Origin of the sequence: Nonomuraea rosea (assembly GCF_039539705.1) — a bacterium.
In the GTDB taxonomy this organism is placed as follows: Bacteria; Actinomycetota; Actinomycetes; order Streptosporangiales; family Streptosporangiaceae; genus Nonomuraea; species Nonomuraea rosea.
This window is the reverse complement of the sequence record NZ_BAABDQ010000038.1, coordinates 56,983-81,162: the sequence shown is the minus strand read 5'-3', so window position 1 is coordinate 81,162 and position 24,180 is coordinate 56,983. Positions and strand designations below refer to the sequence as shown.

Sequence of the window (24,180 nt, the reverse complement as noted above, 5' to 3'; positions counted from 1 at the left end):
AGTCAGGGTTGGGCCACCGGACGTGCCTTGACCAGGGCTCTCGCCCCTGCGCCCGCCAGCACGAGGGTCAGCGAGCCGAGCAGCGCGCACTGCGCGCAGGCCGTCGTCCACAGGACGCCCTCGGGGAGGTAGACGAGCATGGGCAGCCGGGTCAGCAACATGAGCAGCCCGGCGGCCGACAGCGCGAGCGCCCACGACGGAGAGCTCCGGCGGACCAGCACGGCCACCGAGACCGCGGCCCACACCGCGATCGCCAGCCCGAGGTCCAGCCACAGGGAGAGCCAATCCGGCACGGGCAGCCGCACCTCGACCGCCAGCCACGTCAAGCCGATCACCGCCGCGCCGGCGACCGGGGGCGCCAGGGCGAGCGCCCACGACCGCCGCCACGGCGGGACGTCGCCGTGGAAGCCCGCCAGGAGCGCGAGCACCGGCACGATCGCGAACAGCAGATCGGCCGACTCGGGCAGCGGCCGGATCTCGTCCGACCCAATCAAGATCATCGGGAGCGCGAAGTAGACCAGCGTCGGCGCGACGCCGAGCAGGGCCGCGATCTTCGCCGGCCGGACATGCCCGCGCAGGATTGCCGTGAACGCGACGGCCGGGCCGACGGCCGCCATCGAGTCGAGCAAGGACAGCAGCCGATCGATCGACCCTGGTTCGCCGGCCAGGGGGATCGCGGTCCCGAACATGACCGCGCGGGCCACTACCGCCACCACCCGGGCGGCGTCCATGCCCTGGTAGGCCAGCCCCAGCAGGGCGACGAGCCGGACGGCCGTGCCGAAGACGACGAAGCCGGGCGAGGCGCCCGCGCCGCCCAGCCGCACCCGCATCGACAGGGCCAGCACGCTGGCGATCTCGCCCCAGCGCGGGCGCGGGTTGACCTCGTCGGGCACTTCGCCCGACATCTCCATGTACGCGGCCACCATCTCCTCCTCGCGCTCGGCGCGGTAGGAGGCGGGCAGCAGGCGCAGGACGGAGCGGTAGCGCTGTTCGAGCAGGCTCACGCGGCACCTCCGGCCGTCGCTCCGGCTCCTCTGATGGTTTTGATGGCCAGGGCTCCGCCGGCGAGCCGGGCGCGCAGCCGGGCGTTGGCGGCGCCGGCGTTGGCGGCCATCCTGGTCGCCTCCTCCTGCAGCGCGCGGGCGCCTTCGTCGGTCAGCCGGTAGTAGCGTCGCAGCCGCCCTTGCTGGGCCTCCTCCCGGTCGAGGACCACCAGGCCGGCGGCCGAGAGCCGGTCGAGCACGCCGTAGAGCGTCCCGATCTTGAGCTGCACGCGCCCGTCGGACAGCCGATCGACCTCCTGGACGATCCCGTAGCCGTGGCGCGGCTCATCCACCAGCGCGGTCAGCGCCAGGAACATGGGTTCCGTTATATTCACAGCTCCACGATATCCTGTCTCACAAGATATCGTTAGGGGTGCTGGGAAGAAACCGAGACGACCTCGCCGGTCATGTACGTGGAATAGTCGCTGGCCAGGAAGACGATCACGTTCGCCACCTCCCACGGCTCCGCCGAGCGCCCGAACGCCTCCTTGGCCGCCAGCTCCGCCAGCAGCTCCTCGCTCGTCACCTTCGCCAGGAACGGGTGCACCGCCAGCGACGGCGCCACGGCGTTGACCCGTACGCCGTGCTCGGCCGCCTCCAGCGCGACGCACCTGGTCAGCGCCATCACGCCGGCCTTGGCCGCCGCGTAGTGCGCCTGCCCGTGCTGGGCCCGCCAGCCGATCACCGAGGCGTTGTTCACGATGACGCCGGAGCCCTGCGCGATCATCTGCCGGAGCGCGGTCCTGGTGCAGCGCATGGTGCCGGTCAGGGTGACGTCGACGACCGCGTGCCACTGGTCGTCGGACATCTCGGCCAGCGGGGCCGTACCGCCGAGCCCGGCGTTGTTGACCACCACGTCGAGCCGGCCGTGCGCCTCCACCACCGCGTCGAACAGCGCCAGCACCTGCGCCTCCGACGTCACGTCGCACGGGACCGCCAGCGGCTTGACGCCGGTGAGCTCGGTCAGCGTGTCGGCGGCGGCGGCCAGGCGGCGCTCGTGCCGGTCGGACAGCACGATCGTGGCGCCCTCCTCGGCGCAGCGCCTGGCCGTGGCGTACCCGATGCCCGCCCCCGCGGCGGCCGTGACCAGCGTGACCTTGCCGTCGAGCAGGCCGTGCGCCTTGGGGTAGGGCGGGGTGTGCTGCGGCATGCGTGCTCCAATCAGCGGGGGAGTCCCAGCGTGCGCTCGGCGATGATGTTGCGCTGGATCTCGCTCGAACCGGCATAGATCGTGTCCGCCCGGCTGAACAGGTAGAGCCGCTGCAGCTCGTTCAGCCCGCCGCCGCCCGGCCCGTCATCAAGGGGCGCGGTCGGGTCCTGGACGACCAGCCCGGCCCGGCCCTGTACGGCCTGGGCCAGCTCGCCGAGCCGGCGGTGCCACTCCGACCAGTACAGCTTGGCGATCGACGCCTCCGGGCCCGGCTCCGGGCCGAGCATCCTGAGCGCGTTGAGCCGCATGATCTCCAGCTCCAGCCACGACCTGACGAGCCGGTCGCGCAGCACGGGATCGCGGGCCGCGCCGGTCCGCCGGGCAGTCTCGATCACCTTGGCCAGCTCCCGCCTGAAGCCGATCTGCTGGCCGAGCGTGGACGCGCCGCGCTCGTAGCCCAGCGTGGCCATCGCCACCGGCCAGCCGCCGCCCGGCGCGCCGAGAACGTTGCCCGCCGCCGTTCGCGCGCCGTCGAAGAACACCTCGTTGAACTCGGAGGTCCCGGTGAGCTGCACGATCGGCCGGACCTCGACGCCGTCCTGGTTCATGGGCACGAGCAGGTACGACAGCCCGTGGTGCCGCTGCGAGCCCGCCTCGGTGCGGCACAAAACGAAGCACCAGTCGGCCACGTGGGCCAGCGACGTCCACACCTTCTGGCCGTCGATCACCCACTCGCCGCCGTCCAGCCGCGCCCTGGTCTGCACGCCGGCCAGGTCGGAGCCGGCCTCGGGCTCGGAGTAGCCCTGGCACCACAGCTCGTCGCCGCGCTGGATCGGCGGCAGGAAACGGTCCTTCTGCTCGTCGGTGCCGAACTCCAAGATGGTCGGGCCGATCAGGCCCTCGCCGATGTGGCCGACCCGGGCGGGGGCGTCGGCCCTGGCGTACTCCTCGTGGAAGGCGACCTGGTCCTCCAGGGAGGCGGCACGGCCGCCGTACCGCTCGGGCCAGGCCAGGCAGGTCCAGCCGGCCTTGCCGAGGTGGCGCTCCCACGCCTGGCGCAGTTCGTGGCCCTCGTGCTCGCGCCCCGGGCCGCCGAGCCCTCTGACGTGCGCGAACTCGCCACTCAAACTCTCCTCCAGCCAGGCCCGCGCCGCCGCGCGCAGCCCGCCTGGGCTCTCGCCGCCCGCCTGGTCAGGCAGGCTCAACGAAGCCTCCGTACCCGCCGCGGAAGAACAGCAGCGGGCCACCCTCCGCGTACGTGTCGAGCTGCAGCACCCGCGCCACCACGATCACGTGATCGCCGGCCAGGTGCTCGTTCTCGACCACGCAGTCGAGCCACGCCAGCGCCCCTTCGAGCACCGGGTTGCCGCCGGGGGAGCCGGCCCACTCCAGGCCCGCGAACTTGTCCCCGCCCTTGGTCGCCATCTGAGCGCAGACGGACTGCTGGTGCTCGGCCAGCACGTTCACGGTGACGACCTTGGCGCCGCGCACCCTGGGCCAGCTCGTGCTCGTGTGCGCCACGCAGAACGCCACCAGCGGCGGGTTGAGCGAGACAGAGGTGAAGGAGTTGGCCGCCAGGCCGCACGGCCGGCCGCTCTCGGGATCGACGGCGGTGATCGCCACCACGCCGGTCGCGAACCTGCCCAGCACCTGACGGAAGCGCTGGCTGTCGAGGTGGCCGTTCGGGCTGTTCTGGGTAGGGCCCGTCGGCATGGCGGCTCCGTTGCGATTCCTGCGCTGATGGGGCGTCGGAAGGCCGCGACAGCCGTCCGGCGCGATGAGCCGGGCAGCGTGTGTGCTCATGGTCCGCCTCCTCGTCACCGACAGCGCTATCTTACCAAGCGCTTGCTTGGACGGTAGGGGGAATCTGAAGAAGGTGTCAAGTCGAATGCCGGGCAGTGGCGGGCGATGGCGGGCAGTGCGTTGACATGGGGGAAATTTCCGGCCTACCGTGACGGTTGTGGCCAAGCGCTTGCTTGATTTTCGGGACAGCACCGCCATCGCCGGAGTCGGTTACACGCCCTTCACCAAGGACTCCGGCGTGAGCACGCTGACGCTGGCCTGCCGCGCCGTACTGGCCGCGCTGGAGGACGCCGGCCTGACGGCGGACGACGTGGACGGCCTGGCCACGCACCGGGTGGGCGACTCGGCCGCGCCGACCCTGGTCGGCCCCGCACTCGGGCTGGCGGACCTGTCCTGGCACCTGGACCAGTTCGGCGGGGGCAGCGTCTCGCACGCCGTGGTCGGCCAGGCCGCGCTCGCGGTCGCGGCGGGGATGGCCGAGACCGTCGTCTGCTACCGGGCCATCAACGCCCGCTCGGAGTTCCGCATGGGCGGCACGGGGCGTGGTGTGCCGGTGAGCCCGGAGGTGCAGTATCAGGCGCCGTACGGGTATTCGGCGCCGCCGCAGCAGTACGCCATGTTCGCGCAGGCCCACATGCTGAAATATGGCACCAAGGCCGAGCATTTCGGGCACCTGGCGGTCAACCAGCGCGCGAACGCCGCCAAGAACCCCAGAGCCCTCATGCGCACGCCCATCACGCTCGACGACTACCTGGCGAGCAGGTGGATCGCGGAGCCGTTCCGCCTCCTGGACTGCTGCCTGGAGACCGACGGGGCCTGCGCCGTCGTCGTCACCACGGCGGAGCGCGCCCGCGCGCTGCGCCGCCCGCCGGTCCTCATCTCGGCGGCGGCCTGGGGCGGCGGCACCTCACACCTCTCGGGCGCTTCGTCCGGCTCCTTCCCCGGCTCGGCCGGCGATCCCACGGTGACGGCCGCCGCCGCCCTGGCGCCGCGCCTGTACGCGCAGGCCGGGCTCGGCCCCGGCGACATCGACGTGGCGGAGCTGTACGACTGCTTCACGTACTCGGTGATCGTCCAGCTTGAGGACTACGGCTTCTGCGCCAAGGGGGAGGGCGGCCCGTACGTGGCCTCCGGCGCGACCTCCCTGGGCGGGGCGCTCCCGGTCAACACCCACGGCGGCTTCCTGTCGGAGGGCTACGTGCACGGCATGAACCACATAGCGGAGGCGGTGTCCCAGCTCAGGGGCGACGCGGGGGACCGGCAGGCGCCGGGCGCGGAGGTGGCGCTCTCGACCGCCCAGCCCGGCTACATCCTCCCCGCCACCTCGGCGCTGATCCTCCGGAGGGCGTGATGGCGGCCTACCGGCCGGAACCGGACCGGGACTCCAGGGAGTGGTGGGCGCGGGTGGGCCGGCACGAGTTCGCCGTCCAGGAGTGCGACACGTGCGGGGTGGCGCGCTTCCCCGCCAGGGCGTTCTGCCCGGCGTGCCGCACGGAGGCGTGGCACTGGCGCGCGACGGAGCCCGAGGGGTCGGTCGAGAGCTGGATCGTCAACCACCAGCCCTTCCTGCCCGGCCTCCAGGTGCCCTATCTGGTGGTGATGATCAGGCTGACGACGGTGCCGGACTGCCTCGTGTACGGGGGGTGGCGCGGGGCGCGCACTCCGGAACGGGGGGAGCGGGTACGCGCCGCATACCGGGAGACCGACGACGGGCTCACGCTGGTGGACTGGGAGCCGCTCCCGGAACCCCGATGACCGAACCCCAACCCAGCCGCCGGGGTGGGGTCCCCTGCGTTTGCCTGTCGCCCCTCGGAGGGCCGTGTCGCCGGGGTCGGTTCCGGGATTCGTTCGTCGGGCGGTGACTTGAGAGGGGGTGGGATGGGTATCCGGATGAGCGGAAACCCGCCCGCCGGTTGACCTGTCGTCCGGAGTTCCGGAAATTGGATTCGTACCGGAAAACCCCACCAGTCCCACCATCCCAAAGGGGCCCCCAGGTTCGGCGTCGAGGGTTGATGATGAAGAGAGCAGACGTCAATGCGGACGGCTCAGACTTGGTGGCTGGCGTGAGAGGTTGGAACCGGGTGACAGGCGTGGCAACGCGGTCACGCCCGCCGACCCTGCCTGCCCGCCGGTCATCGATCTCACCACCCAGCCGGCCGCACCTGTTCGTCGCGGCGTCCGGCCATGCGCGCCCGAGGACCGTATCCCTGGACAGAGCCCGGCCGCGGCCGGTGGATGGGGCCTCCCGTGCCGGCCGTACAAGATGGGCCGGGTCGTGGCCGCGAACGGCGAGAAGCGGGACCCGGGCGGCGCGTGCGCCGCCGAAAACAGGAAAACCCCGAGAAGACCCTGGCAACACGCCCGGAGGAAAACGGGCGGGAGGTCTCTTGTCGGGGAGGCGTTGGTGTGGTCCCTTGGCGACTTCGCGGACTCCGGAGAGATCCGGAGACTTCGGAGGAAGGCGCGCCCTGGCGGGCGTGGGGGACCCGCCAGGACGCGCTTCCTGCCCCGTGTGCGGCGGCGCCAGGACTCCGGCGAGGGATGGAGTCCTAGACCGTTGGTTCGCACGCGGAGTCGATGGGAGAGCTCGAAGGCTCAGTCCGCCGGCAACGTGCGGCGATGCGTTGAGCTGCACCAACCGGGTCATCAATGCGATGCGTGACGGGGGCGCCACCCTCCTTGTTCGCGACAAAGGATCCGTCTTCGCGCCGCACGGTCAGCTCAGTCAACGCCGATTGCACGGACATGCCGATGCCATTGCTCTGGTAGGTGTGGGTGAACCCCTGGCGACGCAACCCGTAACGCAGTAAACGTGTTGCTTCACGAGGGTCATGCCAGGGCAGGTATGGCGTACCCGTGCGGACCGGCAACACTGGCCTTCACCCCCTCACCGGCCTTTAGATGGATTTGTACCAACGAATGGATGATGGGCCGGTCAAGGGGGTTCGGTCAAGGGGTTGTGGCCTGCTAGAACCAGATCGTCTAAATTGTTGGAACAAAAGGGGTGAAAGTGGCAAGGTCGGTGCTGTATCAGCAGGTGGCTTCGGAGTTGCGACGAGCCATCTACTCGGGTGTCCTCGGCCCCGGGGCACAGCTGCCGACCGAGGCGCAGCTCATGGAAGACCATGGGGTGAGCAGGAACACCGTAAGGCTGGCCCTCGGTGAGCTCGTCAACGAAGGGCTAGTTACGCGCACGCCCCGACGGGGAACCGTCGTCAGGGACCGCAGACCGCTGCTGATCTATCCGCAGCGAGAGTTGGAGCCGCAACCCACTGGGGAACTGCGGGAAGCCTTCGCCTTTGCCGTGGCGCAGGAAGGCCGCGCGCCAAGCCAGTACATCGAGGTGCTGACGGTGTCTCCCGTAGAGGAGATCGCCAGCAGGCTGGAATTGGCGGATGGGGAGCTAGCGGTGGTGAGACGCCGTCTGCGTTTCGTGGACGGACAGCCGTACAACACCAACGATTCCTACTTCCCCCGTGACTTGGTTGCCGACTCTGAGATCGCCCGACCCGGAGACATCGCACGAGGGGCGAACCGGGTACTGGAAGAGCTCGGCCACGCGCAAGCACGCGTCGTGGACGACATTTGGGCTCGCATGCCCAATCAGGAGGAAGCCGAACGCCTCCAGCTAGAGCTCGGCACACCTGTCATGGTGTATGTCCGAGTCGGATACGACGGGGCCGAGATGCCGGTACGTGTCGCGGTGTCGGTGTTGCCCGCCGACAAGCATTTGATCAGATACGAGCTCGATCGCCGCTGACGAGCTCGAAGAAGGGGTGATTTCGCCGGCCGGGTGCAGCGAGAAAAGCCGCCTCGCTGGCCTAGGGGAGTCGTGCATACTCCCCTAAATCGCCATTTATCCATATATATCGGGTTATGGCCCCATTTCGCCCCCGCGCACCATTGCATCATCACGCTCTGTGCTGGCGCGGGAACCCAACGCAACGGGAGTTGTACTATGCACACAAATACTCTGCTTCACCCGCTCGCACTCCGGCGAGCGGAACCCGCGGACCTTCCCGGCGTCATCACGCTGCTCGCAGACACCGCTGAGTGGCTCTATGCGCAGGGAGTGCGGCAGTGGCCTCGCGGGGGTTTCGGCCCGGAGCGGATCGAACCGCTCATTGAGGAGCGGGTGCTCTTCCTGCTCGACGACGAGCTCAGGTATCTCGACCCCGACGAATCGGCACCGCCGGTAGCAACCATAGCCCTGGACGACCACGCCGACCCGGAGTTCTGGACTTCGGGCGACAATCCGGGCGCCGCCCTCTACATCCACAAGCTGGCCGTGGCCCGGCCGTGGTCCGGCAGCGGACTCGGCGACGCCCTGCTGGACTGGGCCGGCGCCTCGGCCCACGCCTCCGGGCTGCCGTGCCTGCGTCTGGACTGCGCGAAGGGGAACCCCCGGCTGCAGCGCTACTACCGCAACCGCGGGTTCAGGCACGTCCGCACGGTGGACCTGCCCCATCGCTCCTCGGGTGCGCTCTTCGAGCGTCCCTCGGAGGACATGCTCACCACGGCTTTCCGTGATCTCACGATCGCCGAGCTGATCAGCGCCTGACGGCGCCTCTCACCCTCCACGGCCCGGCCCCGGCCTGCCCGGGTCCGGGCCACCCCACACCCACCCGATCCCGTACGCCCCCACCCCCACCCGATCCCGTAGCCCTCGGACCCATGTGATCCCGTACGCCCTCAACCCCGCCCGATCCCGTACCCCCTCAGCTCCGCCCGATCCCGTACGCCCCCAGCCCCGGTCGTCCGGTGAGAGGAGCGGCCCGATTTGGGTGCCGTCCGGGCGCTCAGGCGGCCCGTGCCGACTCCGTGGGGGCCTCCGGGAGCCCGGAACCCCGGCCCGGCCGGGGCGGCTCGTGTGGTGCGCCTGAGCGGGGATCTTTTCCCGCCATCCGCGCCAGAAAGGTGCAGAGCACCATATAACCTCTCCTCCATGACCGGATCCCTGCTCGAGGTGATCGCGCTCAACGTGCGCGACGCCGTCGCCGCCGAACAGGGCGGTGCCGACCGGCTGGAGGTCGTCTCCGACATGGCGGCCGACGGGCTCACCCCCTCCCCGGAGACGGTCGCCGCGATCGCCGCGGAATGCCCCCTCCCCCAGATGGTGATGCTCCGCTGCGACGCCAACTTCACCGCCGACCCCGACGTACTGAACCGGCTGAGCCGCGACGTCAAGGCCCTGGCGCAGGCGGGCGCGGCGGGGTTCGTGTTCGGGTTTCTCGACGGCGCGGGCGCCGTCGACCTCGTGGCCACCGAGGCGCTCATCCACGCCGTCTCCCCGCTCCCGTGGACGTTCCACCGGGCCGTCGATCACGCGGCCGACATCCAGGCGTCCTGGCGGGCCGTGCGCCTGCTGCCCAACCTGGCCACCGTGCTCACCTCAGGCTCCCCTCACGGGGTGGGCTCCGGCCTGCCGACGCTGAAGACGCGCGCCGAGGCGGGCGACGGCTCGATCGTCCTGGCCGGCGGCGGGCTCAAGCCGGTGCACGTGCCCACCCTGCTCGACTACGGCATCCGCGCATTCCACGTCGGCTCCGCCGTGCGGGCGAGCTGGTCGGACCCGGTCGAGTGGCGGCTGGTGCGCCAGTGGCGAACCCTCGTCGAACGCGACTGACAGAAGGGCCCAGGTCAGGACGGCGTCGGCTCTCCCGAAGAGCTCAGGGCGGCGTCGGCTCTCCCGGACGGCTCAGGGCAGGGCGGCGTCGGCGCGGCGGAGTGCGGCGGCGAGCGTGCGGATCGTCGCGGGCTCGTCCATGATCCCGCCCCCGGCCTCCCGCTGCTCCTCCCACGCGCTCACCCGGGCCCGGTAGGAGTCGTACCGGGCCAGGTGGAAGGCGTAGACGGTGGCGAACCGGCTCACCAGGTGCGCGGGATGCATGTCCCAGCCCTGGTAGAAGCCGTGCCGCAGCGAGTGTGAGACCAGCTCGGCGTGCCGCCGCCACAACGCGTGCACGTCCTGCGCCCGCTCCGACGCGGGCGCGGCGGCCAGCGACCCGTCGGACAGCTCCACCCCCGTGCCCGCGAACGCCGTCTGCATCACGTGCCTGGCATGGTCGCAGGCCGGGTGGTCGAGCCGCTGCTCGTGCGGCGGGAGCCCGATCGCGGCGGTGTAGTCGAACACCCCGAAGTGCGCCGCCGCCAGCCGCCCGCCCAGCGACTCGGCGAGGTCGCCGCGCAGGAACGGCAGCGTCTGCGGCGCCTCCACCTGCATCTCGAACCGCAGCCTCGCCCCGATCCGCGACTCCAGACGCTCCAGCACGCCCGCGAACTGCCCCAGGTACGCCTCCATCAGCACCTTCGGAAAGGTCACCGTGAACCCGCCGGGCAGCCCGCCGGCCCGCTCCGCCACCCCCGTGACGAACGACTCCAGCGTCCGCACCGCCCGCTCCGGATCCCCGTCCGCGAACGACTTCACCCGCGGCCCCCACCGCCGCGGCAGCGCGCCCTCCGCGTGCAAGGCCGCCACCGCCTCGACAGCCTGGGCCACGTGCGCGTCCTCCACCGCGTCACCGCGGACGCCGTAGCCGTCCTCGAAGTCGATCCGCAGGTCCTCGATCGGCTCGGCGGACAGCTTCCGCAGCACCTTCTCGTGCACGGCCGCGGCTGTGCTGTCCGGCGTCCCGAAGACCTCGGCCAGCTCGCCAGGTCCGGCCAGATGCGACTTGAACAGCGACGACGCCTGGTCACCCCACTCGGAGACCGTGCGGGCGGAGAACCGGTCGGCGGGCACGTACACGGTGTGGACCGGCTGCCAGCCGGGCTCGGACGCGGGATAGCGCGCCTGCTGCACGCGGTACGTCTCCTCGAACCCGGGCACCCCCCGGCCGCTAGGAACGGCAGGCACGGAGCATGGCCTCCAGTCCGGCGAGCTTGACGCGTTCGCCCCGGCCGAGCGACTTGGCCAGCTCGCTCTCCGCCGTCTCGATGCCCTGCCACTCCTCGTAGGTCACCGGCCGCACCTCCCGTGAGGCCAGCAGCGCGTCGATGCCGCCGTCGGGGACGCGTTCGCCGCCTTCCAGGTCGGCGAGGAGCGTGCGGACCGTTTCGGCCGCGTCCGACTTGTTGGTGCCGATCACCCCGGTCGGTCCGCGCTTGAGCCAGCCCGCCACGTATTCGCGCTCCCGCACCCGCCCGGCCTCGTTCGGCACGGTCATGGTCGACTCGGAGAACGGCACCCCGGGCAGCGGCACGCTCTGGTAGCCGACCGAGCGCAGCACCATCCCGACCGGCAGCGTCTCGAACTCGCCCGTCCCGACCACACGGCCCTCCTCCGACAGGCGGGTGCGTTCGAGCTTGAGCCCTTCGACCCGCTCGGTGCCGAGGATCTCCACGGGCCGCATCCAGAAGCGGACGTCGAGGCGGCGCGGCCGGCCGACCGGCTCGCGGGCGGCCCACGACTGCAGGACCTTGATGTTGCCCTGGATCTGGCGCGGGAAGTCGACGCCCAGGACGACGGCCTCCTCGGGGCGGACGCACACGTCGGCGTTGGCCAGCTCGCCGAGCTCCCGCAGCTCCTTGAGGGTGAACTTGGCGTGCTCGGGCCCGCGGCGGCCGACCATGTGGATGGCCTTCACCTGGCTCTCTTCGAGGCGTTCGAGCACGTCGTGGGGCACGTCGGTGGCCTTCAGCTCCTCGGAGGTCTTGGCCAGCACGCGTACGACGTCCACCGCCACGTTGCCGACGCCGATCACCGCGATCTCGGGGCTGTCGAGCGTGAACATGCCGGAATCGACGTCGGGATGCCCGCAGTACCAGTTGACGAAGTCGGTCGCCGCCACGCTGCCGGGCAGGTCCTCGCCGGGGATGCCGAGCCTTCTGTCGACCATCGCGCCCGTGCAGTAGACCACGGCGTCGTAGGCGCTCAGCAGGTCTTCCACGGACACGTGCGCGCCGAGCGTGACGCCGCCGAGGAAGCGGACCTCCGGGAGCTCCAGGACTTTGCGCAGGTAGTTCGCGATGGACTTGATCGACGTGTGGTCGGGCGCGACGCCGTATCTGACCAGCCCGTACGGGGTGGGCAGGCGTTCGAGCACATCGACCTGGACAGGCTCCGCCGACTGCTTGACCAGTGCCTCGGCCGTGTAGATCCCGGCTGGGCCCGACCCGATGACCGCCACGTGCAACGCCACGCTGCCTCCTAAGCCTCGGTTACCCGGACGCACGTCCTACAAGATGTAACCGGCCAGTGTGATCGATGTATCCCCGGTCGCCGGTGCGGATGAACCCGTGCCCGGCGAATACCGCTCGATCGGGGCTGATGCCAACGTAGCGGCTCAACACCGCGCGAGCCGAGCAACACTTCGGCTTTATCCGGCGATCGCCCGCTCACGGAGGGCCCGCTTGTCGATCTTGCCGTTGACGTTCGCGGGGAGGGAGTCGACGACGACGATCCGCTTGGGGACCTTGTAGTTGGACATGTTGTCCTTCGCCCACGTCGTCAGGGCCGCGGGATCGACGCTCACCCCTGGCCGCGGCACTACGTACGCCAGGCCCGTCTCGCCCGTCACCGGGTCGGGCACGCCGACCACCGCCGCCTGCGCCAGCGAACCCTCGCGCAGCAGCAGCGACTCCACCTCGGCGGGGGAGACGTTGAAGCCGTTGACGATGTAGAGCTCCTTCTTGCGGTCCACGATGGCCAGATTTCCGTACTCGTCCAGCACGCCCACGTCACCCGTGTGCAGCCAGCCGTCCGCGTCGACCGCCTCGGCCGTCCTGTCCGGCTCGTCCCAGTAGCCGCGCATCACGCCGTAGCCGCGCTGCAGGATCTCGCCGCGCTCGCCGTGCGCCACGTCCTTGCCGTCGTCGTCCACGACCTTGACCTCGATGCCGGGCACGGCCCTGCCGGTGGTGTTCGCGATCACCTCGATGGGGTCCCCGGCCCTGGTCATGGACACGACCGTGCCCTCCATCAGCCCGTACGCGTTGATCATCCGATCCAGGCCCACCCGCTCGACCAGCCGGGTGATCAGCGCGGCGGGCACGGCGGCGGCGCCGCAGATGGCCACCCGCAGCGACGAGACGTCCCAGGAGCCGCGGTCCAGCTCGTCCAGCAGCCGGTGGAACAGGGTGGGCGGCCCCGCGAGGACCGTGACCCGCTCGGCGGAGATCAGCTCCATCAAGGCGTCCGGCGTGAAGACGGGGATCGGCAGCATCGTGGCCCGGCGCAGCACGCAGGCGATGAGCCCGGCGTTCAGCCCGAACCCGTGGCTGAACGGCGCGATCACCGGATAGCGGTCGTGCTCGTCGAGGGCGACGATCTCGGACCAGTCCCAGTAGCCGCGCAGGACCTGGGCGTGGTCGAGCATGACGCCCTTGGGCGCGCCGGTGGTGCCCGACGTGGACATGATCTCGCACAGGTCGTCGGGGCGGACGTCGAGCGCGCGCTCCTCGGCGTCCCGCGCGGGCACGTTCGCGCCCAGGTCCCGTAACGAGCTCTCCTGCGGCACGGTGTGGCGCAGGCAGGGGACGGGCGGCAGGAGGCCGGCCAGCGGGGACGCCGACGGGCCCGCGCCGGTGATCAGCACCTTCGCGCCCGTCTTCTCGATCAGCTGGGCCGCCTCGATGCCCTTGAACCGGGACGAGAGCGGCACGATGACCGCGCCCGCGTCCCAGATCCCGAACGCGTGCAGCACCCAGTGGGCCGAGTTCAGCCCCCACATCGCCACCCGGTCGCCCGGGGCGACGTCCAGGGCGATGAGGCCGCGGGCGATCTCGGCCGCCGCGGTCCTCAGCCCGGCCAGCGTCACCCGGGTGCCGCCCTCGGCGACCACGACGGCGCCGGGATGGCGCTCGGCCTGGTCGCGCAGCATGCGGGGGAGCGTTCCCCAGTCCGGCATCGGTGCTGCCATGGTCGCCCCGATCTCTAGCCGAGCAGAGCGCGGTCCCTGCCCAGGTGGTGGCCGCGAAGGTCGTTCACCGTGCCGGGGGCGGCGCTCTCGGCGACGTCCTGGGCGATCTCCACGCCGATGGCCATGGGGGTCAGCGCGCGGACGGACTGCTCGATCCGCGACTTCCACATGGGGTTGCCGACCAGGCTCGCCCGGCTGAACCGCACGGTGAGCACCGCCGCGTCCAGCGTCCCCTGCCTGCTGACCGACAGCTCCCAGCCGGCCACGCCGTCGATCTTCGACAGCGCCTTCTCGATGCGGGGCAGCGCCAGCCACACCCCTCTGACCAGCACGTGGTCGCCCACCGTGTGCGCGGGCGCGGGAATGCCGGCGCCCGTCCTCGCGACCTGCCCGGTCCTGAGCACGGCGTCGCCGAGCGCCGAGTGCGCGTGCGGGGTGATCACCAGCTCGGCGAGCCCCGCTTCCGGGTCCGCGACGTCGTCCTTGGTCAGCGCCGCGAGCCCGAGCAGGCCGTCCGCGAGCGGGGTGAGCGGGTCCTCCTCGGCCGCCCGCCACGCCAGGGCGCCGCCGCCGAACGGGCTGGCGTACACCTCCGTCACTCTGGCCCCGAACTCGCCCGCCAGATGCCTCATCGTCCCCTTCGAGGCGATCTCGCCGGTCAGGACGATGTTCCGGAGCCCGAGGTCCAGCGGGTCCAGCAGGAACTCCAGGTGCAGGCGGGCCAGGAAGTCCATCGCGCCGGTCGGCGTGCTGACCAGCGTGCTCGCCTTCAGCGCGGACAGCGCGTGGTGCAGGCGCATCCGGCCGCGCGGGCCCACGCAGGCGGCGGCCCGCGCCACCCCGGCCGCCGCGTCCGTCCACAGCGCGCCCGCCGGCTCGGCGAGGGCCACCACCACGCGGTCGTTCCCGCCGGCCCCCGACTCCCGCAGCGCCGCCGCGGTCAGCTCCCCCGCCGCGGTACGGTCGCCAGGACCCAGCGGGAAGACGCTCGACACGTCGGGGGAGACCAGCAGGAGCCCGGTGGCGGAGTGCGCGGCGGCCCCGAGATCGTCACGGGTCAGCCAGCGAGCCATCGAAGCGTCACCTCGATCGGTCGGAGACGGGACATCGGCGGATCGCCTCGGTCGAGACGGGACATCGGCGGATCACCGCGATCAGGGCGGGACATCAGCGGATCACCTCGGTCATGAAGAGGGTCATCGAGTCGCAGACCCGCTCGTGCGCGAGCCCGCCGACCTGCGCCTGGATGATGAGATCCGTGGCGCCGGCCTCGGCGATCCTGGCCAGGGCCTTGCGCGAGCCCTCCACGTCGTCCACCACCACCATCAGGTGCTCCCGCAGCGTGGCCATGGCCTCGTCGGGCGGCAGCCCGGCGGCGAGCTGCCCCAGCACGCGGTGCGTGGCGTGGCGGGCGTCGTAGTAGTCGGGCGGGGTGACCAGGTTGACCTGGCGGCGGATGTACCACAGGACCGCGTCGGCGGCCGTGGCGTTGGCCTCGTCGCGCGTGGGGGCGGCGAACCAGGGGATCATCAGGGCGACCCGCCGGCTGTCCGGGTCGAAGCCGTTCTCCGCCAGGCATTCGCGATATCTCGCGATGTCGGCGGCGACGTCGTCGATGCCCTTGAGCATCGTCATGCCGAGCAGGTTGTACCCGTGCCGCGCGGCCGCCAGGTAACCCTCCAGCGAGGTGGAGGCCACCCACACCGGCGGATGGGGCTCCTGCGCCGGTCGCGGGTAGACGGCCACGTCGGGGATCTCGAAGAACTCGTTCGACCGGCTGATGGGCTCGCCGTCGGCCTTCCAGATGGCCAGCGTGGCCTCCAGCGAGTCCTCCCAGATCTGCCGCGACTTCTCGAACGGCTTCTGGAACGCCTGGTACTCCAGCGGCGAGGCCCCGCGCCCCGTCCCGAACTCCACCCGCCCGCCGCTCAGCACGTCCAGCGTGGCGACGCGCTCCGCGGTGCGGATCGGGGACTGGAACGGCAGCAGCACCACACCGAGCCCCAGATGGATGCGCTCGGTGCGCTGGGAGATGGCCGCCAGGACCAGGTCGGGGGCGGAAGAGTGGGAGAAACCCCTGGTGAAGTGGTGCTCCACGAACCAGGCGGTGTCGAAGCCCAGCCGGTCGCCCAGGACGACCTGGTCGATCACGTTCTGGAACGCCCGCTGCTCGACTTCGCGGGTGCGACCGCGGACCTCCAGCTCATACCCCAGGCTGATCCGTAGGGACGTCATCGCGCCTCCGGCGAAGTAGGAAACCAAGCGCTCGCTTGGTAGAGCGTATCAGCAGCAAAGACTTGCGGGAAGGGCGCGACCGCGATCAGAGTGGGTGCTCGTGAAGCGAAAGTACGCGCTGCGGCGGCCGAAGGATGGCGTGCTCACCGGCACCGGCGACGACGACCTCTCGCTCACGAGTGCCCGCAGATATGAGGCGTTCGGCAGGGTGATGGCCGCGCTCGCGACGGAGGCCGACTTCATCGAGTCGTGCCGCGATCTGACCTGGTGGCGCGGCTCCGACCACAGCTGGCACATCGAGTGGCGGGACGGCCCCTACGCGTCCGAGGTGGCCGCGTTGCTCGCCGAGCAGGTGCGCGACCCCGAGTTCGACGGCACGCTGGTCGCCGCGGCCGGCCGGGGAAGCGCGGGCTCGGCGGTGCTCGACGTGATGGGCGTGCGGTTCGAGCTGCGGGCGATCGACCCGATGGGGCGGGCCACCGTACGCGCCAGGCCGGGCTTCTGGCGGCTGGCCGAGGCCCTCGACACCACCCGCCGCACCAACACCCGCCACCCCTGGGAAGAGCTGCTCGGCGGCTAGCCCGGCGCGTCGCCGAATACGCGGGCCGCGAGGCGGGCCCGGTGGGCCTCCGGCGGGCAGAAGAGCTGCGCGTCCGAGGCGGCCCGCTTCAGGTAGCGGTGCGCGGGATGCTCCCAGGTGATCCCGATCCCGCCGTGGATCTGGATGTTCTCCCCGGCCGCCGTCAGATAGGCCTCCGTGCAGTACGACCCGGCGATCGCCGCGAACATCTCGTCGCGCGCCGCCGCCCCGGCCGCCGACCTGGCCGACTCCACGAGCAGGAACAGGTCGGCCAGTTTGTGCTTGATCGCCTGGAACGAGCCGATCGGCCGCCCGAACTGCCGCCGCCGCTTGGCGTGCTCGACCGCCGTCTCCAGGCACCGCTGCGCCCCGCCCACCTGCTCGGCGGCCAGGGCGGCGATCCCGAGGTCGCGTACGCGGGTCCACGAGCCGCCGTCGCCGAGCCGCCGTACCGGGCTGTCCTGGAAGGCGAGCCGCTGCAGCGGCCGGCTCTCGTCCACGGTCCTGAGCGCCGCGCGCCGCGCGGGTACGGCCGTCACCAGCAGCCCGCCGACGTAGAGGAGCACCAGCTCGCCGGCCAGCGCGTACGGGACGACGCCCGTGAGCAGGTCACCGTCCAGGCGCAGGTCGCCGTCACCCGGCAGGACCACGGTCGCCGTCAGCGCACCCTCGGCCAGCTCGGCCAGCAGGTCCTGAGCCGCGCTCGCCTTGATCGCCTCGACGGCCAGCACCGCCGACTGCAGGAACGGATGGGGCGACAGGACCCGCCCCAGCTCCTCCGCCACCGCCGCCGTCTCGGCCGGACCGCAGCCCGCCCCGCCGTGCTCCTCCGGCACGAGCAGCCCCGCGATCCCCACGTCCCGCGAGAACTCCTGCCACGACGCCTCGGGACGGTCGGCGAGGTACGTCCGCACGACGGTGCGGAGCTCATCGGCGAGTGCCATGCGGTCATGCTAACCAAGCGATTGCTTGTTTTGGAAACGGGTGACCGAAACTTGCCTTTTTGGGATGAATACATAATCTGAAAGCGGTCATCCCATGAAAATGCCGGGGGAGGGTTGACCAGGGAAATGGAGATGAACAACACCACCATCGAGTACGCCGACTTCGCCGAGTACGACCGGCGGCAGCGCGGCATCGAACGTCATCTGCTGGCGGCCTTCCTCGGGGGCCTGGTCGTCGGCCTCACGGGCATGTTCGTCTCCGGCCCCGGCTGGCTCGGGCAGATCTACGACCCCTACGCCTACCTCGCCCTGTCGCTGGCCGTGGGCGCCAGCGCGTCGGGGTTCGGGTGGGCGCTGCTGACGACGTTCCTGGCGGCGGTCTCCACGCTGGTCTCGGCCTTGGGCGCGGGCGCGCTGCGCGGCCACGACTCCTTCGACATCATCGGCGGCAGCGCCGCCGGGCTCAACTGGACGCTCGTCCTCCTCGTCGGCCTCGGCCTGCTGGCCTACGTCACCCGCAGGGACGACGGCTGGGGCGACCTCGCCGCGGGCGTCGTCGGGGCCGCGCTGATCGCCGACGTGGTGAACCGCGCGACCCCCGGGTTCATCGACAGCGAGCGGTCGTTCTGGCCGGGACCGGCGGTCGCGGTCGGGCTCGTCTCGATCGTCCTGGTGCTCGTGCTGCGCAGGAGCATGCGCGGGCGGATCCGCGCGCTGGCGCTGTCGGCCGTGTTCTCCGGCCTGTTCACGATCTGCCTGGCGGCCTTCGTGGCCGGCTGGATCCCGCTCGCGGTCTGACGGTGCCCGCGACGGCGTCCCGGGCTCACGTACACGAGCCCCCAGAGATAAGCCCGAGCGCAGGGCCGCCCCGAGTCGATAGCCTGTAGTCCTTCACATCCAGGTTCGAGCAAGGAGTAGCCGTGTTGCTGCGCATGTCGTCGTTGTTTCTTCGCACCCTGCGGGACGACCCGGCAGACGCGGAAGTGCCGAGCCACAAGCTGCTGGTCCGCGCCGGATACGTCCGCCGCGTAGCGCCCGGCATCTACTCCTGGCTGCCCCTCGGCAAGCTGGTGCTGGAAAACGTCACCAGAATCGTCCGCGAGGAAATGAACCGGATGGGCGGCCAGGAAGTGCTCTTCCCCGCCCTGCTGCCCCGCGAATACTACGAGGCCACCGGCCGCTGGACCGAATACGGCGACACCCTGTTCAGGCTCCAGGACCGCAAGGGCGCCGACTATCTCCTCGGTCCGACGCACGAGGAGCTCTTCGCCGACATGGTCAAGGGCGAATACTCCTCCTACAAGGACTATCCGGTCACGCTCTACCAGATTCAGACCAAATACCGCGACGAGGCGCGGCCCCGGGCGGGCATCCTGCGCGGGCGCGAGTTCCTCATGAAGGACTCCTACTCCTTCGACCTCGACGACGACGGGCTCAAGCACTCCTACGAGCAGCACCGCGAGGCGTACATCAGGACGTTCGACCGCCTCGGCATCCACTACAAGATCGTGTTCGCCCAGTCGGGCGCGATGGGCGGGTCGGCGTCGGAGGAGTTCCTGGCGCCCACGCCCACGGGCGAGGACACGTTCGTGGCCTGCCACTCGTGCGGCTACGCGGCCAACGCCGAGGCCGTCACCACCACCGCCCCGGCCGCCCGCGCGATCGAGGACGCGGCGCCGCTCCAGGTCATGGACACCCCCGACACCCCGACCATCGAGACGCTGGTCGCCCACGTCAACGAGCACCACGGCCTGTCGATCACCGCCGCGGAGACGCTGAAGAACGTCGTCGTCAAGGTCACCACGCCCGGCTCCGACAAGGTCGAGACGCTGATCATCGGCGTTCCGGGTGACCGCGAGGTCGACTTCAAGCGCCTGGAGGCCGCGCTGTCGCCCGGCGAGCCCGCCATCTTCGAGGCCGCCGACTTCGCCAGGCACCCGGGTCTCGTACGCGGTTACATCGGCCCGCAGGTCCTGCGCGAGCTCGGCATCCGCTACCTCGTCGACCCCCGGGTCGTCACCGGCACGTCGTGGGTGACGGGCGCCAACGAGCCCGGCAAGCACGCCTCGAACGTGGTCGCCGGCCGCGACTTCACCCCCGACGGCACGATCGAGGCCGCCGAGGTGCGCGCGGGAGACCCCTGCCCGCGCTGCGGCTCCGGGCTGTCCATCGACCGCGGCATCGAGATCGGGCACATCTTCCAGCTCGGCCGCAAATACGCCGACGCCGCCGGGCTCGACGCGCTCGGCCCCGACGGCAAGCCGATCCGCATCACCATGGGCTCCTACGGCGTCGGCGTCTCGCGGGCCGTGGCGGTCATCGCCGAGCAGGCCCACGACGCGCTCGGCCTCGTGTGGCCGCGCGAGGTCGCGCCCGCCGACGTGCACATCGTCGGCACGGGCAAGGACAACCAGGTGGAGACGGCTCTGGAGCTGGCCACCGAGCTGTCGTCGCGCGGCCTGCGGGTCCTGGTCGACGACCGGGCGCAGGTCTCGCCCGGCGTGAAGTTCAAGGACGCCGAGCTGCTGGGCCTGCCGACGATCGTGGTGGTCGGGCGCGGGCTGGCGCAGGGCGTCGTGGAGCTGCGCGACCGGGTCTCCGGCGAGAAGTCCGAGATCCCCGTCGCCGAGGCCGCCGACCGCATCGCCGCCGCCGTCGCCTGACGAGCGGCATCTCACCTGAACGGCGGCGCGGGCCCGGCTCTTTCAGCCAGGCCCGCGCCGCCGTCGTTCAGGCCGTCGTTCAGGCGGCCGGCAGCGGTGCCTTGGCGCGCTTGCGCAGGACCGCCGGCCCGACCAGGCAGGCCGCCGCGACGAGCAGGATGGCCAGCGACACCGGCCGCGTCACGAAGACCGAGGGATCGCCCTCGCTGAACGCCAGCGCCCTCCTGAACTGCACCTCCATCAACGGCCCCAGCACCGCGCCCAGGATCAGCGGCGCGACCGGGTAGCGCGCCCGGTGCAGCACCCACCCCAGCAGCCCGAACCCGTATGCCACCAGCACCTCGAACACGCTCTGCGAGATCGAGTACACCCCCAGCGTGGCGAACGTCAGGATGGCGGCCGTCAGCAGCGCCGCGGGCACGCTGAGCAGCTTCACCCACACCCGGATCAGCGGCAGGTTCAGCACCAGCAGCATCACGTTGCCGATGTAGAGGCTGGCGATCAGCGTCCACACCAGCACCGGCTGCTGGTCGAAGAGCTGCGGCCCCGGCTGCACGTTGTAGATCTGGAACGCGATCAGCAGCATGCTCGCCGTGGCCGACGTCGGGATCCCCAGTGTGAGCAGCGGCACCAGCACCCCGGAGAAGGCCGCGTTGTTGGCCGCCTCAGGTCCCGCGACGCCCTCGATGGCCCCGTGGCCGAACTCCTCCTTGTGCTTGGACAGCCGCTTCTCCACGTTGTAGCTCAGGAACGTCGGCAGCTCCGCGCCACCCGCGGGCAGCGACCCGATGGGCAGCCCGAACGCGGTTCCCCGCAGCCACGGCTTCCACGACCTGCGCCAGTCCTCGCGGGTCATCCCGATCTTCCCGTCCAGCGTGACGGGCGGCTGCGCGGGATGGTGCCGCGCGGCGGCCGTCGAGACCGCCTCCGCCACCGCGAACAGCCCCACGGCGACCGCCACCACCGACAGCCCCTCGTAGAGCTCGGGCACCCCGAACGCGAACCGCGGCTGCCCGGTCATCTGGTCGATGCCGACCATCCCGATCGTCAGCCCCAGGAACAGGCTCGACAGCCCGCGCACGATCGAGTCGCCCATCAGCGAGGTCACCGTCACGAACGCGAGCACCATGATCGAGAAGTACTCGGCGGGCTGGATCAGCTTGGCGATGTTCGACATGCCGGGCGCGAGGAAGGTGATGACCACCGTGGAGATCGTGCCCGCCACGAACGACCCGATGGCCGCCGTCGCCAGCGCCGCCCCGGCCCGGCCGCGCCTGGCCATCGGATAGCCCTCCAGCGTCGTCGGGATCGACGCCGTCTCGCCGGGGATGTTGAGCAGGATCGCGGTGGTGGAGCCGCCGTACATGCCGCCGTAGTAGATCCCGGCGAACATCACGAACGCCCCCACCGGGTCGAACACGAACGTCAGCGGCAGCAGCAACGCGATCGTCGTGGCCGGCCCGAGCCCCGGCAGCACGCCCACGAGCGTGCCGACGGTGACGCCGAGCATGGCGAGCAGCAGGTTCTGCAGGCTCAGCGCGTGGCCGAAGCCGTCGAGCAGGTTGCCGAGCACGTCCATGTCAGATCGCCAATCGGATCAGGCCCGGCGGCAGCGAGATGCCGAGGAGCCGGTCGAACAGGAAGTACGTGGCCAGCGCCAGCGCCAGCCCCACCAGGACGTCGCGGACCGGCTTCCTGCTGCCCAGCACCCTGGCGACGGCCACGAAGAACACGGTGGTCGCCTGCCAGTAGCCCGCGGGGACGAGCAGCAGCGCGTACCCCGCCAGCGCCCCCACCAGCCACAGCACGGAAGGCCAGTGCGTGCCCTCCGCCTCGGCCGCCTCGGCCGCCTCGCCCGGCTCGGCCTGCCGCGTGCCCGCTCTGAAGGCCTGGACGACCCCGATGACGGCCACGACGGCCAGGCCGACCCCGACCAGCAGCGGGAACGCCCGGGGCCCCACGGCCTGGTAGCCGTTGCCCTCCGGGATCGCGAACGCCTGGGCCAGCACCACCAGGGCCGCCAGCAGGAAGCCGAGCGAGACGATCCGCTGCGTCACTTGCCGAGCCCCAGCTCACCCAGGATGGCGGTCACCTGCGTCCGCTGCTCGGCCAGGACCTTCCCGAACTCGTCGCCGGGCGTCCAGTCCTCGGTCCAGTTGTTGCGCTCGAGGACCTTCTTCCAGCACGAGCTCTGGCGAACCTTGTCGAGCAGGCCGACGACGTCCTGCTGCTGCTGGTCGGACAGCCCGGCCGGCGCCAGCACGCCCGCCAGCGTGGAGACCGCCTCGTCGGCCATGCCGAGCTCCTTCATGGTGGGCGCGTCCACCCCGGCGACCCGCTGCTCGGAGTCCACCGCGAGCGCCCGCAGCTCACCGGCCTGGAGCTGCGCCCGCAGCTCGGCGACGGTGTCGACGCCGACCGTGGCGGCCCCGCTGAGCAGCAGGTTCATGGACTCGCCGCCGCCCGAGGTGGGCACGAAGTTCATCTCCTTGGCGGCGATGCCCCGGCCCTTGGCCAGCCCCGCCACGGTCATCTGACCGGGCCCGCCGAGCGAGCCACCCGTCCACTTGACGCTGTGCGGCTTGGCCTCCATCGCGTCGAGCAGCGCCTTCAGATCCTTGTACGGCGACGCCTTCGGCACCACGATCGCGCTCGGCCCCCGGCTCAGCCCGGCCACCGGCGTCAGCGTGGCCAGATCGACCGGCGACTTGTTGTTCACGATGCCGCCCAGCATGGTCACGCTGTCCATGACCATGAGCTGGTACGGGTCGCCCTGCTTCTTGGCGAACTGGGCCAACCCGATCGTGCCGCCCGCGCCGGGGACGTTCGTGACCGTGGCGTCGACACCGGCCACCTTGCACTCGCTGAGCGCGCTGGCGATGCCGCGGGCCCGCGTGTCCCAGCCGCCGCCGGGGCTGCCCGGCGCCATGATCGACAGGGCTTTGCTCGGATAGCCGCCGCCCGGCTCGGTGCTCTCGCCCACGGCGCAGCCGCCGAGCGTGACGGCCGCGGTCACGGTGACCGCGGCCAGCGATCTGATGTTCATGATGACTCCCGGGGGGTGAGGATCGATGCGAAGAAGTCCTTGACCGGCTCGAGCACCGCCATCGGTTCGTGGCCCACGCCCGGCACGACGTCGAACCGCACGCTGATCCCGTGGTCCTCGAAGTTGTCGCGCAGCGCCTTGAGCCGGTCGATGCGCGTGACCCCGTGGGCGTCGGCGCCGTCCATCCAGTTGGTGTCGCCCTGGTTGTTGATCTCCCAGGTCTCCACGTCGTCGCTGCCCACGACCATCTGCACCGGCACCTCGCGCAGCTCCTCCACCCTCGGAGCGCAGCCGAACTCCGCCTCGAACCCCTTCAACCCGATCCACCACTGACTGCTCGGGTCGATGTACGTTATCCGCCCTGGTGCACCAATTGACAATCCGGCGAGCCGGTCGGGGTGCAGGTAGGCGAACCGGTGCACGAACTGGCCGCCACCCGAGAACCCGTGCAGCAGGAACCGCCCGGCGCTCACGTTGAAGCGCTCGCCGACCTCGTCGACCATGGCCAGCAGCGCGTGGTCGAAGCGGATGTCGCCGTACCGGAGGAATTTGAAGTTGTGCAGGTCGTCCGGGTCCACGATGCCGGCGGGGAAGAGCGGGGCGAGCACCATGCAGCCGTGCTTCTCGGCCCAGTCGGCGAAGTTGTCGCGGTACTGCGGGCCGCGCCGCCCCGTCCCGTGCTGCAGCACCGCCAGCGGCAGGGGAGCGCCGTCAGGGTCGTGCGCGGACGGGACGTACAAGCAGTAAGAGAACCTCTGGTCATATTTCGACGCGAAAAGAGTCGTCGCGCCCGCCGAGTAGAACCCCGTTGGATGCTTGACCACGTGCAGTGCCTCAGCCATGAGGCGACAGCCTG

23 protein-coding genes are annotated in these 24,180 nt (G+C 71.1%); 8 read left to right on the top strand and 15 right to left on the bottom strand.

The window, feature by feature from the left end:
* Positions 1 to 2: 2 nt before the first annotated feature.
* The 5 genes from ABEA43_RS51745 to ABEA43_RS51725 are packed head-to-tail and all read right to left on the bottom strand — an operon-like array spanning position 3 to position 3,906.
* Positions 3 to 1,004 (bottom strand): hypothetical protein, encoded by a 1,002-nt coding sequence (locus ABEA43_RS51745; RefSeq protein ID WP_345573748.1) that lies wholly within the window; start codon positions 1,002 to 1,004, stop codon positions 3 to 5.
* Positions 1,001 to 1,378 carry a PadR family transcriptional regulator gene (locus tag ABEA43_RS51740; RefSeq protein ID WP_345573746.1) on the bottom strand — a complete coding sequence of 126 codons (378 nt, stop codon included), beginning with the start codon at positions 1,376 to 1,378 and terminating at the stop codon, positions 1,001 to 1,003. Before ABEA43_RS51740 ends, ABEA43_RS51745 begins: the two co-directional genes overlap by 4 nt.
* Positions 1,379 to 1,410: 32 nt before the next feature.
* Complete coding sequence (locus ABEA43_RS51735) at positions 1,411 to 2,193, bottom strand: SDR family oxidoreductase (protein ID WP_345573742.1); 783 nt, start codon at positions 2,191 to 2,193, stop codon at positions 1,411 to 1,413.
* An 11-nt stretch (positions 2,194 to 2,204) separates the two neighbouring features.
* On the bottom strand, positions 2,205 to 3,398 hold the full coding sequence (locus tag ABEA43_RS51730) for an acyl-CoA dehydrogenase family protein (protein ID WP_345573740.1): 1,194 nt from the start codon (positions 3,396 to 3,398) through the stop codon (positions 2,205 to 2,207).
* Positions 3,385 to 3,906 carry a flavin reductase family protein gene (locus ABEA43_RS51725; RefSeq protein WP_345573738.1) on the bottom strand — a complete coding sequence of 174 codons (522 nt, stop codon included), beginning with the start codon at positions 3,904 to 3,906 and terminating at the stop codon, positions 3,385 to 3,387. Before ABEA43_RS51725 ends, ABEA43_RS51730 begins: the two co-directional genes overlap by 14 nt.
* Before the next feature lie 247 nt (positions 3,907 to 4,153).
* Here ABEA43_RS51725 and ABEA43_RS51720 point away from each other — a divergent pair, with 247 nt between their 5' ends.
* The 5 genes from ABEA43_RS51720 to ABEA43_RS51700 all read left to right on the top strand — a co-directional run bounded on the left by ABEA43_RS51720 (position 4,154) and on the right by ABEA43_RS51700 (position 9,622).
* The gene (locus tag ABEA43_RS51720) at positions 4,154 to 5,347 is read left to right on the top strand and encodes a thiolase C-terminal domain-containing protein (RefSeq protein ID WP_345573736.1); all 1,194 of its coding nucleotides are present in this window, start codon (positions 4,154 to 4,156) and stop codon (positions 5,345 to 5,347) included.
* A complete protein-coding gene (locus tag ABEA43_RS51715) occupies positions 5,347 to 5,751 on the top strand; it encodes a Zn-ribbon domain-containing OB-fold protein (protein ID WP_345573734.1) in 405 nt (134 codons plus the stop codon). Before ABEA43_RS51720 ends, ABEA43_RS51715 begins: the two co-directional genes overlap by 1 nt.
* A gap of 1,267 nt (positions 5,752 to 7,018) precedes the next feature.
* A complete protein-coding gene (locus tag ABEA43_RS51710) occupies positions 7,019 to 7,756 on the top strand; it encodes a GntR family transcriptional regulator (protein ID WP_345573732.1) in 738 nt (245 codons plus the stop codon).
* Between the two features lie 312 nt (positions 7,757 to 8,068).
* On the top strand, positions 8,069 to 8,557 hold the full coding sequence (locus ABEA43_RS51705; RefSeq protein WP_345573730.1) for a GNAT family N-acetyltransferase: 489 nt from the start codon (positions 8,069 to 8,071) through the stop codon (positions 8,555 to 8,557).
* Positions 8,558 to 8,941: 384 nt separating this feature from the next.
* Positions 8,942 to 9,622, top strand: a complete 681-nt coding sequence (locus ABEA43_RS51700) for a copper homeostasis protein CutC (RefSeq protein WP_345573728.1) — start codon at positions 8,942 to 8,944, stop codon at positions 9,620 to 9,622.
* 72 nt (positions 9,623 to 9,694) lie between these two features.
* On the opposite strand, the gene ABEA43_RS51695 is transcribed toward ABEA43_RS51700, so the two are convergent.
* From ABEA43_RS51695 to ABEA43_RS51675, 5 genes are all read right to left on the bottom strand, one after another.
* On the bottom strand, positions 9,695 to 10,852 hold the full coding sequence (locus ABEA43_RS51695; RefSeq protein WP_345573726.1) for a DUF6986 family protein: 1,158 nt from the start codon (positions 10,850 to 10,852) through the stop codon (positions 9,695 to 9,697).
* The gene (locus ABEA43_RS51690) at positions 10,836 to 12,137 is read right to left on the bottom strand and encodes an FAD-dependent oxidoreductase (RefSeq protein WP_345573724.1); all 1,302 of its coding nucleotides are present in this window, start codon (positions 12,135 to 12,137) and stop codon (positions 10,836 to 10,838) included. Before ABEA43_RS51690 ends, ABEA43_RS51695 begins: the two co-directional genes overlap by 17 nt.
* Before the next feature lie 177 nt (positions 12,138 to 12,314).
* The gene (locus tag ABEA43_RS51685; protein ID WP_345573722.1) at positions 12,315 to 13,856 is read right to left on the bottom strand and encodes an AMP-binding protein; all 1,542 of its coding nucleotides are present in this window, start codon (positions 13,854 to 13,856) and stop codon (positions 12,315 to 12,317) included.
* Positions 13,857 to 13,870: 14 nt separating this feature from the next.
* Positions 13,871 to 14,929 (bottom strand): phenylacetate--CoA ligase family protein, encoded by a 1,059-nt coding sequence (locus ABEA43_RS51680; RefSeq protein ID WP_345573720.1) that lies wholly within the window; start codon positions 14,927 to 14,929, stop codon positions 13,871 to 13,873.
* A gap of 94 nt (positions 14,930 to 15,023) precedes the next feature.
* Complete coding sequence (locus ABEA43_RS51675; protein ID WP_345573718.1) at positions 15,024 to 16,091, bottom strand: LLM class flavin-dependent oxidoreductase; 1,068 nt, start codon at positions 16,089 to 16,091, stop codon at positions 15,024 to 15,026.
* Between the two features lie 100 nt (positions 16,092 to 16,191).
* On the opposite strand from ABEA43_RS51675, the gene ABEA43_RS51670 reads away from it, so the two are divergent.
* A complete protein-coding gene (locus ABEA43_RS51670) occupies positions 16,192 to 16,671 on the top strand; it encodes a hypothetical protein (protein ID WP_345573716.1) in 480 nt (159 codons plus the stop codon).
* Here ABEA43_RS51670 and ABEA43_RS51665 read toward each other — a convergent pair.
* A complete protein-coding gene (locus ABEA43_RS51665) occupies positions 16,668 to 17,615 on the bottom strand; it encodes an acyl-CoA dehydrogenase family protein (RefSeq protein WP_345573714.1) in 948 nt (315 codons plus the stop codon). The genes ABEA43_RS51670 and ABEA43_RS51665 overlap by 4 nt on opposite strands.
* A 132-nt stretch (positions 17,616 to 17,747) precedes the next feature.
* Between ABEA43_RS51665 and ABEA43_RS51660 the strand changes: the two genes are divergently transcribed.
* Positions 17,748 to 18,413 (top strand): hypothetical protein, encoded by a 666-nt coding sequence (locus ABEA43_RS51660; protein WP_345573712.1) that lies wholly within the window; start codon positions 17,748 to 17,750, stop codon positions 18,411 to 18,413.
* A 122-nt stretch (positions 18,414 to 18,535) separates the two neighbouring features.
* Positions 18,536 to 20,278, top strand: coding sequence for a proline--tRNA ligase (locus tag ABEA43_RS51655; protein ID WP_345573710.1), 1,743 nt, complete (start codon positions 18,536 to 18,538; stop codon positions 20,276 to 20,278).
* Between the two features lie 79 nt (positions 20,279 to 20,357).
* Here ABEA43_RS51655 and ABEA43_RS51650 read toward each other — a convergent pair whose 3' ends face one another.
* Genes ABEA43_RS51650 through ABEA43_RS51635 form a run of 4 tightly spaced genes read right to left on the bottom strand, consistent with a single transcriptional unit; the run spans position 20,358 to position 24,166 of the window.
* The gene (locus ABEA43_RS51650) at positions 20,358 to 21,857 is read right to left on the bottom strand and encodes a tripartite tricarboxylate transporter permease (protein ID WP_345573708.1); all 1,500 of its coding nucleotides are present in this window, start codon (positions 21,855 to 21,857) and stop codon (positions 20,358 to 20,360) included.
* A 1-nt stretch (position 21,858) separates the two neighbouring features.
* Complete coding sequence (locus tag ABEA43_RS51645; protein ID WP_345573706.1) at positions 21,859 to 22,335, bottom strand: tripartite tricarboxylate transporter TctB family protein; 477 nt, start codon at positions 22,333 to 22,335, stop codon at positions 21,859 to 21,861.
* A complete protein-coding gene (locus tag ABEA43_RS51640; RefSeq protein WP_345573704.1) occupies positions 22,332 to 23,324 on the bottom strand; it encodes a Bug family tripartite tricarboxylate transporter substrate binding protein in 993 nt (330 codons plus the stop codon). Before ABEA43_RS51640 ends, ABEA43_RS51645 begins: the two co-directional genes overlap by 4 nt.
* Positions 23,321 to 24,166 carry an alpha/beta hydrolase family protein gene (locus tag ABEA43_RS51635; protein ID WP_345573702.1) on the bottom strand — a complete coding sequence of 282 codons (846 nt, stop codon included), beginning with the start codon at positions 24,164 to 24,166 and terminating at the stop codon, positions 23,321 to 23,323. Before ABEA43_RS51635 ends, ABEA43_RS51640 begins: the two co-directional genes overlap by 4 nt.
* Positions 24,167 to 24,180 lie beyond the last annotated feature (14 nt).

Coding starts and splice junctions, on each gene's coding strand:
- ABEA43_RS51675 (WP_345573718.1), bottom strand. CDS start 16,091: ATGACGTCCCTACGGATCAGCCTGGGGTATGAGCTGGAGGTCCGCGGT.
- ABEA43_RS51640 (WP_345573704.1), bottom strand. CDS start 23,324: ATGAACATCAGATCGCTGGCCGCGGTCACCGTGACCGCGGCCGTCACG.
- ABEA43_RS51650 (WP_345573708.1), bottom strand. CDS start 21,857: ATGGACGTGCTCGGCAACCTGCTCGACGGCTTCGGCCACGCGCTGAGC.
- ABEA43_RS51635 (WP_345573702.1), bottom strand. CDS start 24,166: ATGGCTGAGGCACTGCACGTGGTCAAGCATCCAACGGGGTTCTACTCG.
- ABEA43_RS51660 (WP_345573712.1), top strand. CDS start 17,748: ATGAACAACACCACCATCGAGTACGCCGACTTCGCCGAGTACGACCGG.
- ABEA43_RS51680 (WP_345573720.1), bottom strand. CDS start 14,929: ATGGCTCGCTGGCTGACCCGTGACGATCTCGGGGCCGCCGCGCACTCC.
- ABEA43_RS51665 (WP_345573714.1), bottom strand. CDS start 17,615: ATGGCACTCGCCGATGAGCTCCGCACCGTCGTGCGGACGTACCTCGCC.
- ABEA43_RS51700 (WP_345573728.1), top strand. CDS start 8,942: ATGACCGGATCCCTGCTCGAGGTGATCGCGCTCAACGTGCGCGACGCC.
- ABEA43_RS51685 (WP_345573722.1), bottom strand. CDS start 13,856: ATGGCAGCACCGATGCCGGACTGGGGAACGCTCCCCCGCATGCTGCGC.
- ABEA43_RS51715 (WP_345573734.1), top strand. CDS start 5,347: ATGGCGGCCTACCGGCCGGAACCGGACCGGGACTCCAGGGAGTGGTGG.
- ABEA43_RS51735 (WP_345573742.1), bottom strand. CDS start 2,193: ATGCCGCAGCACACCCCGCCCTACCCCAAGGCGCACGGCCTGCTCGAC.
- ABEA43_RS51725 (WP_345573738.1), bottom strand. CDS start 3,906: ATGCCGACGGGCCCTACCCAGAACAGCCCGAACGGCCACCTCGACAGC.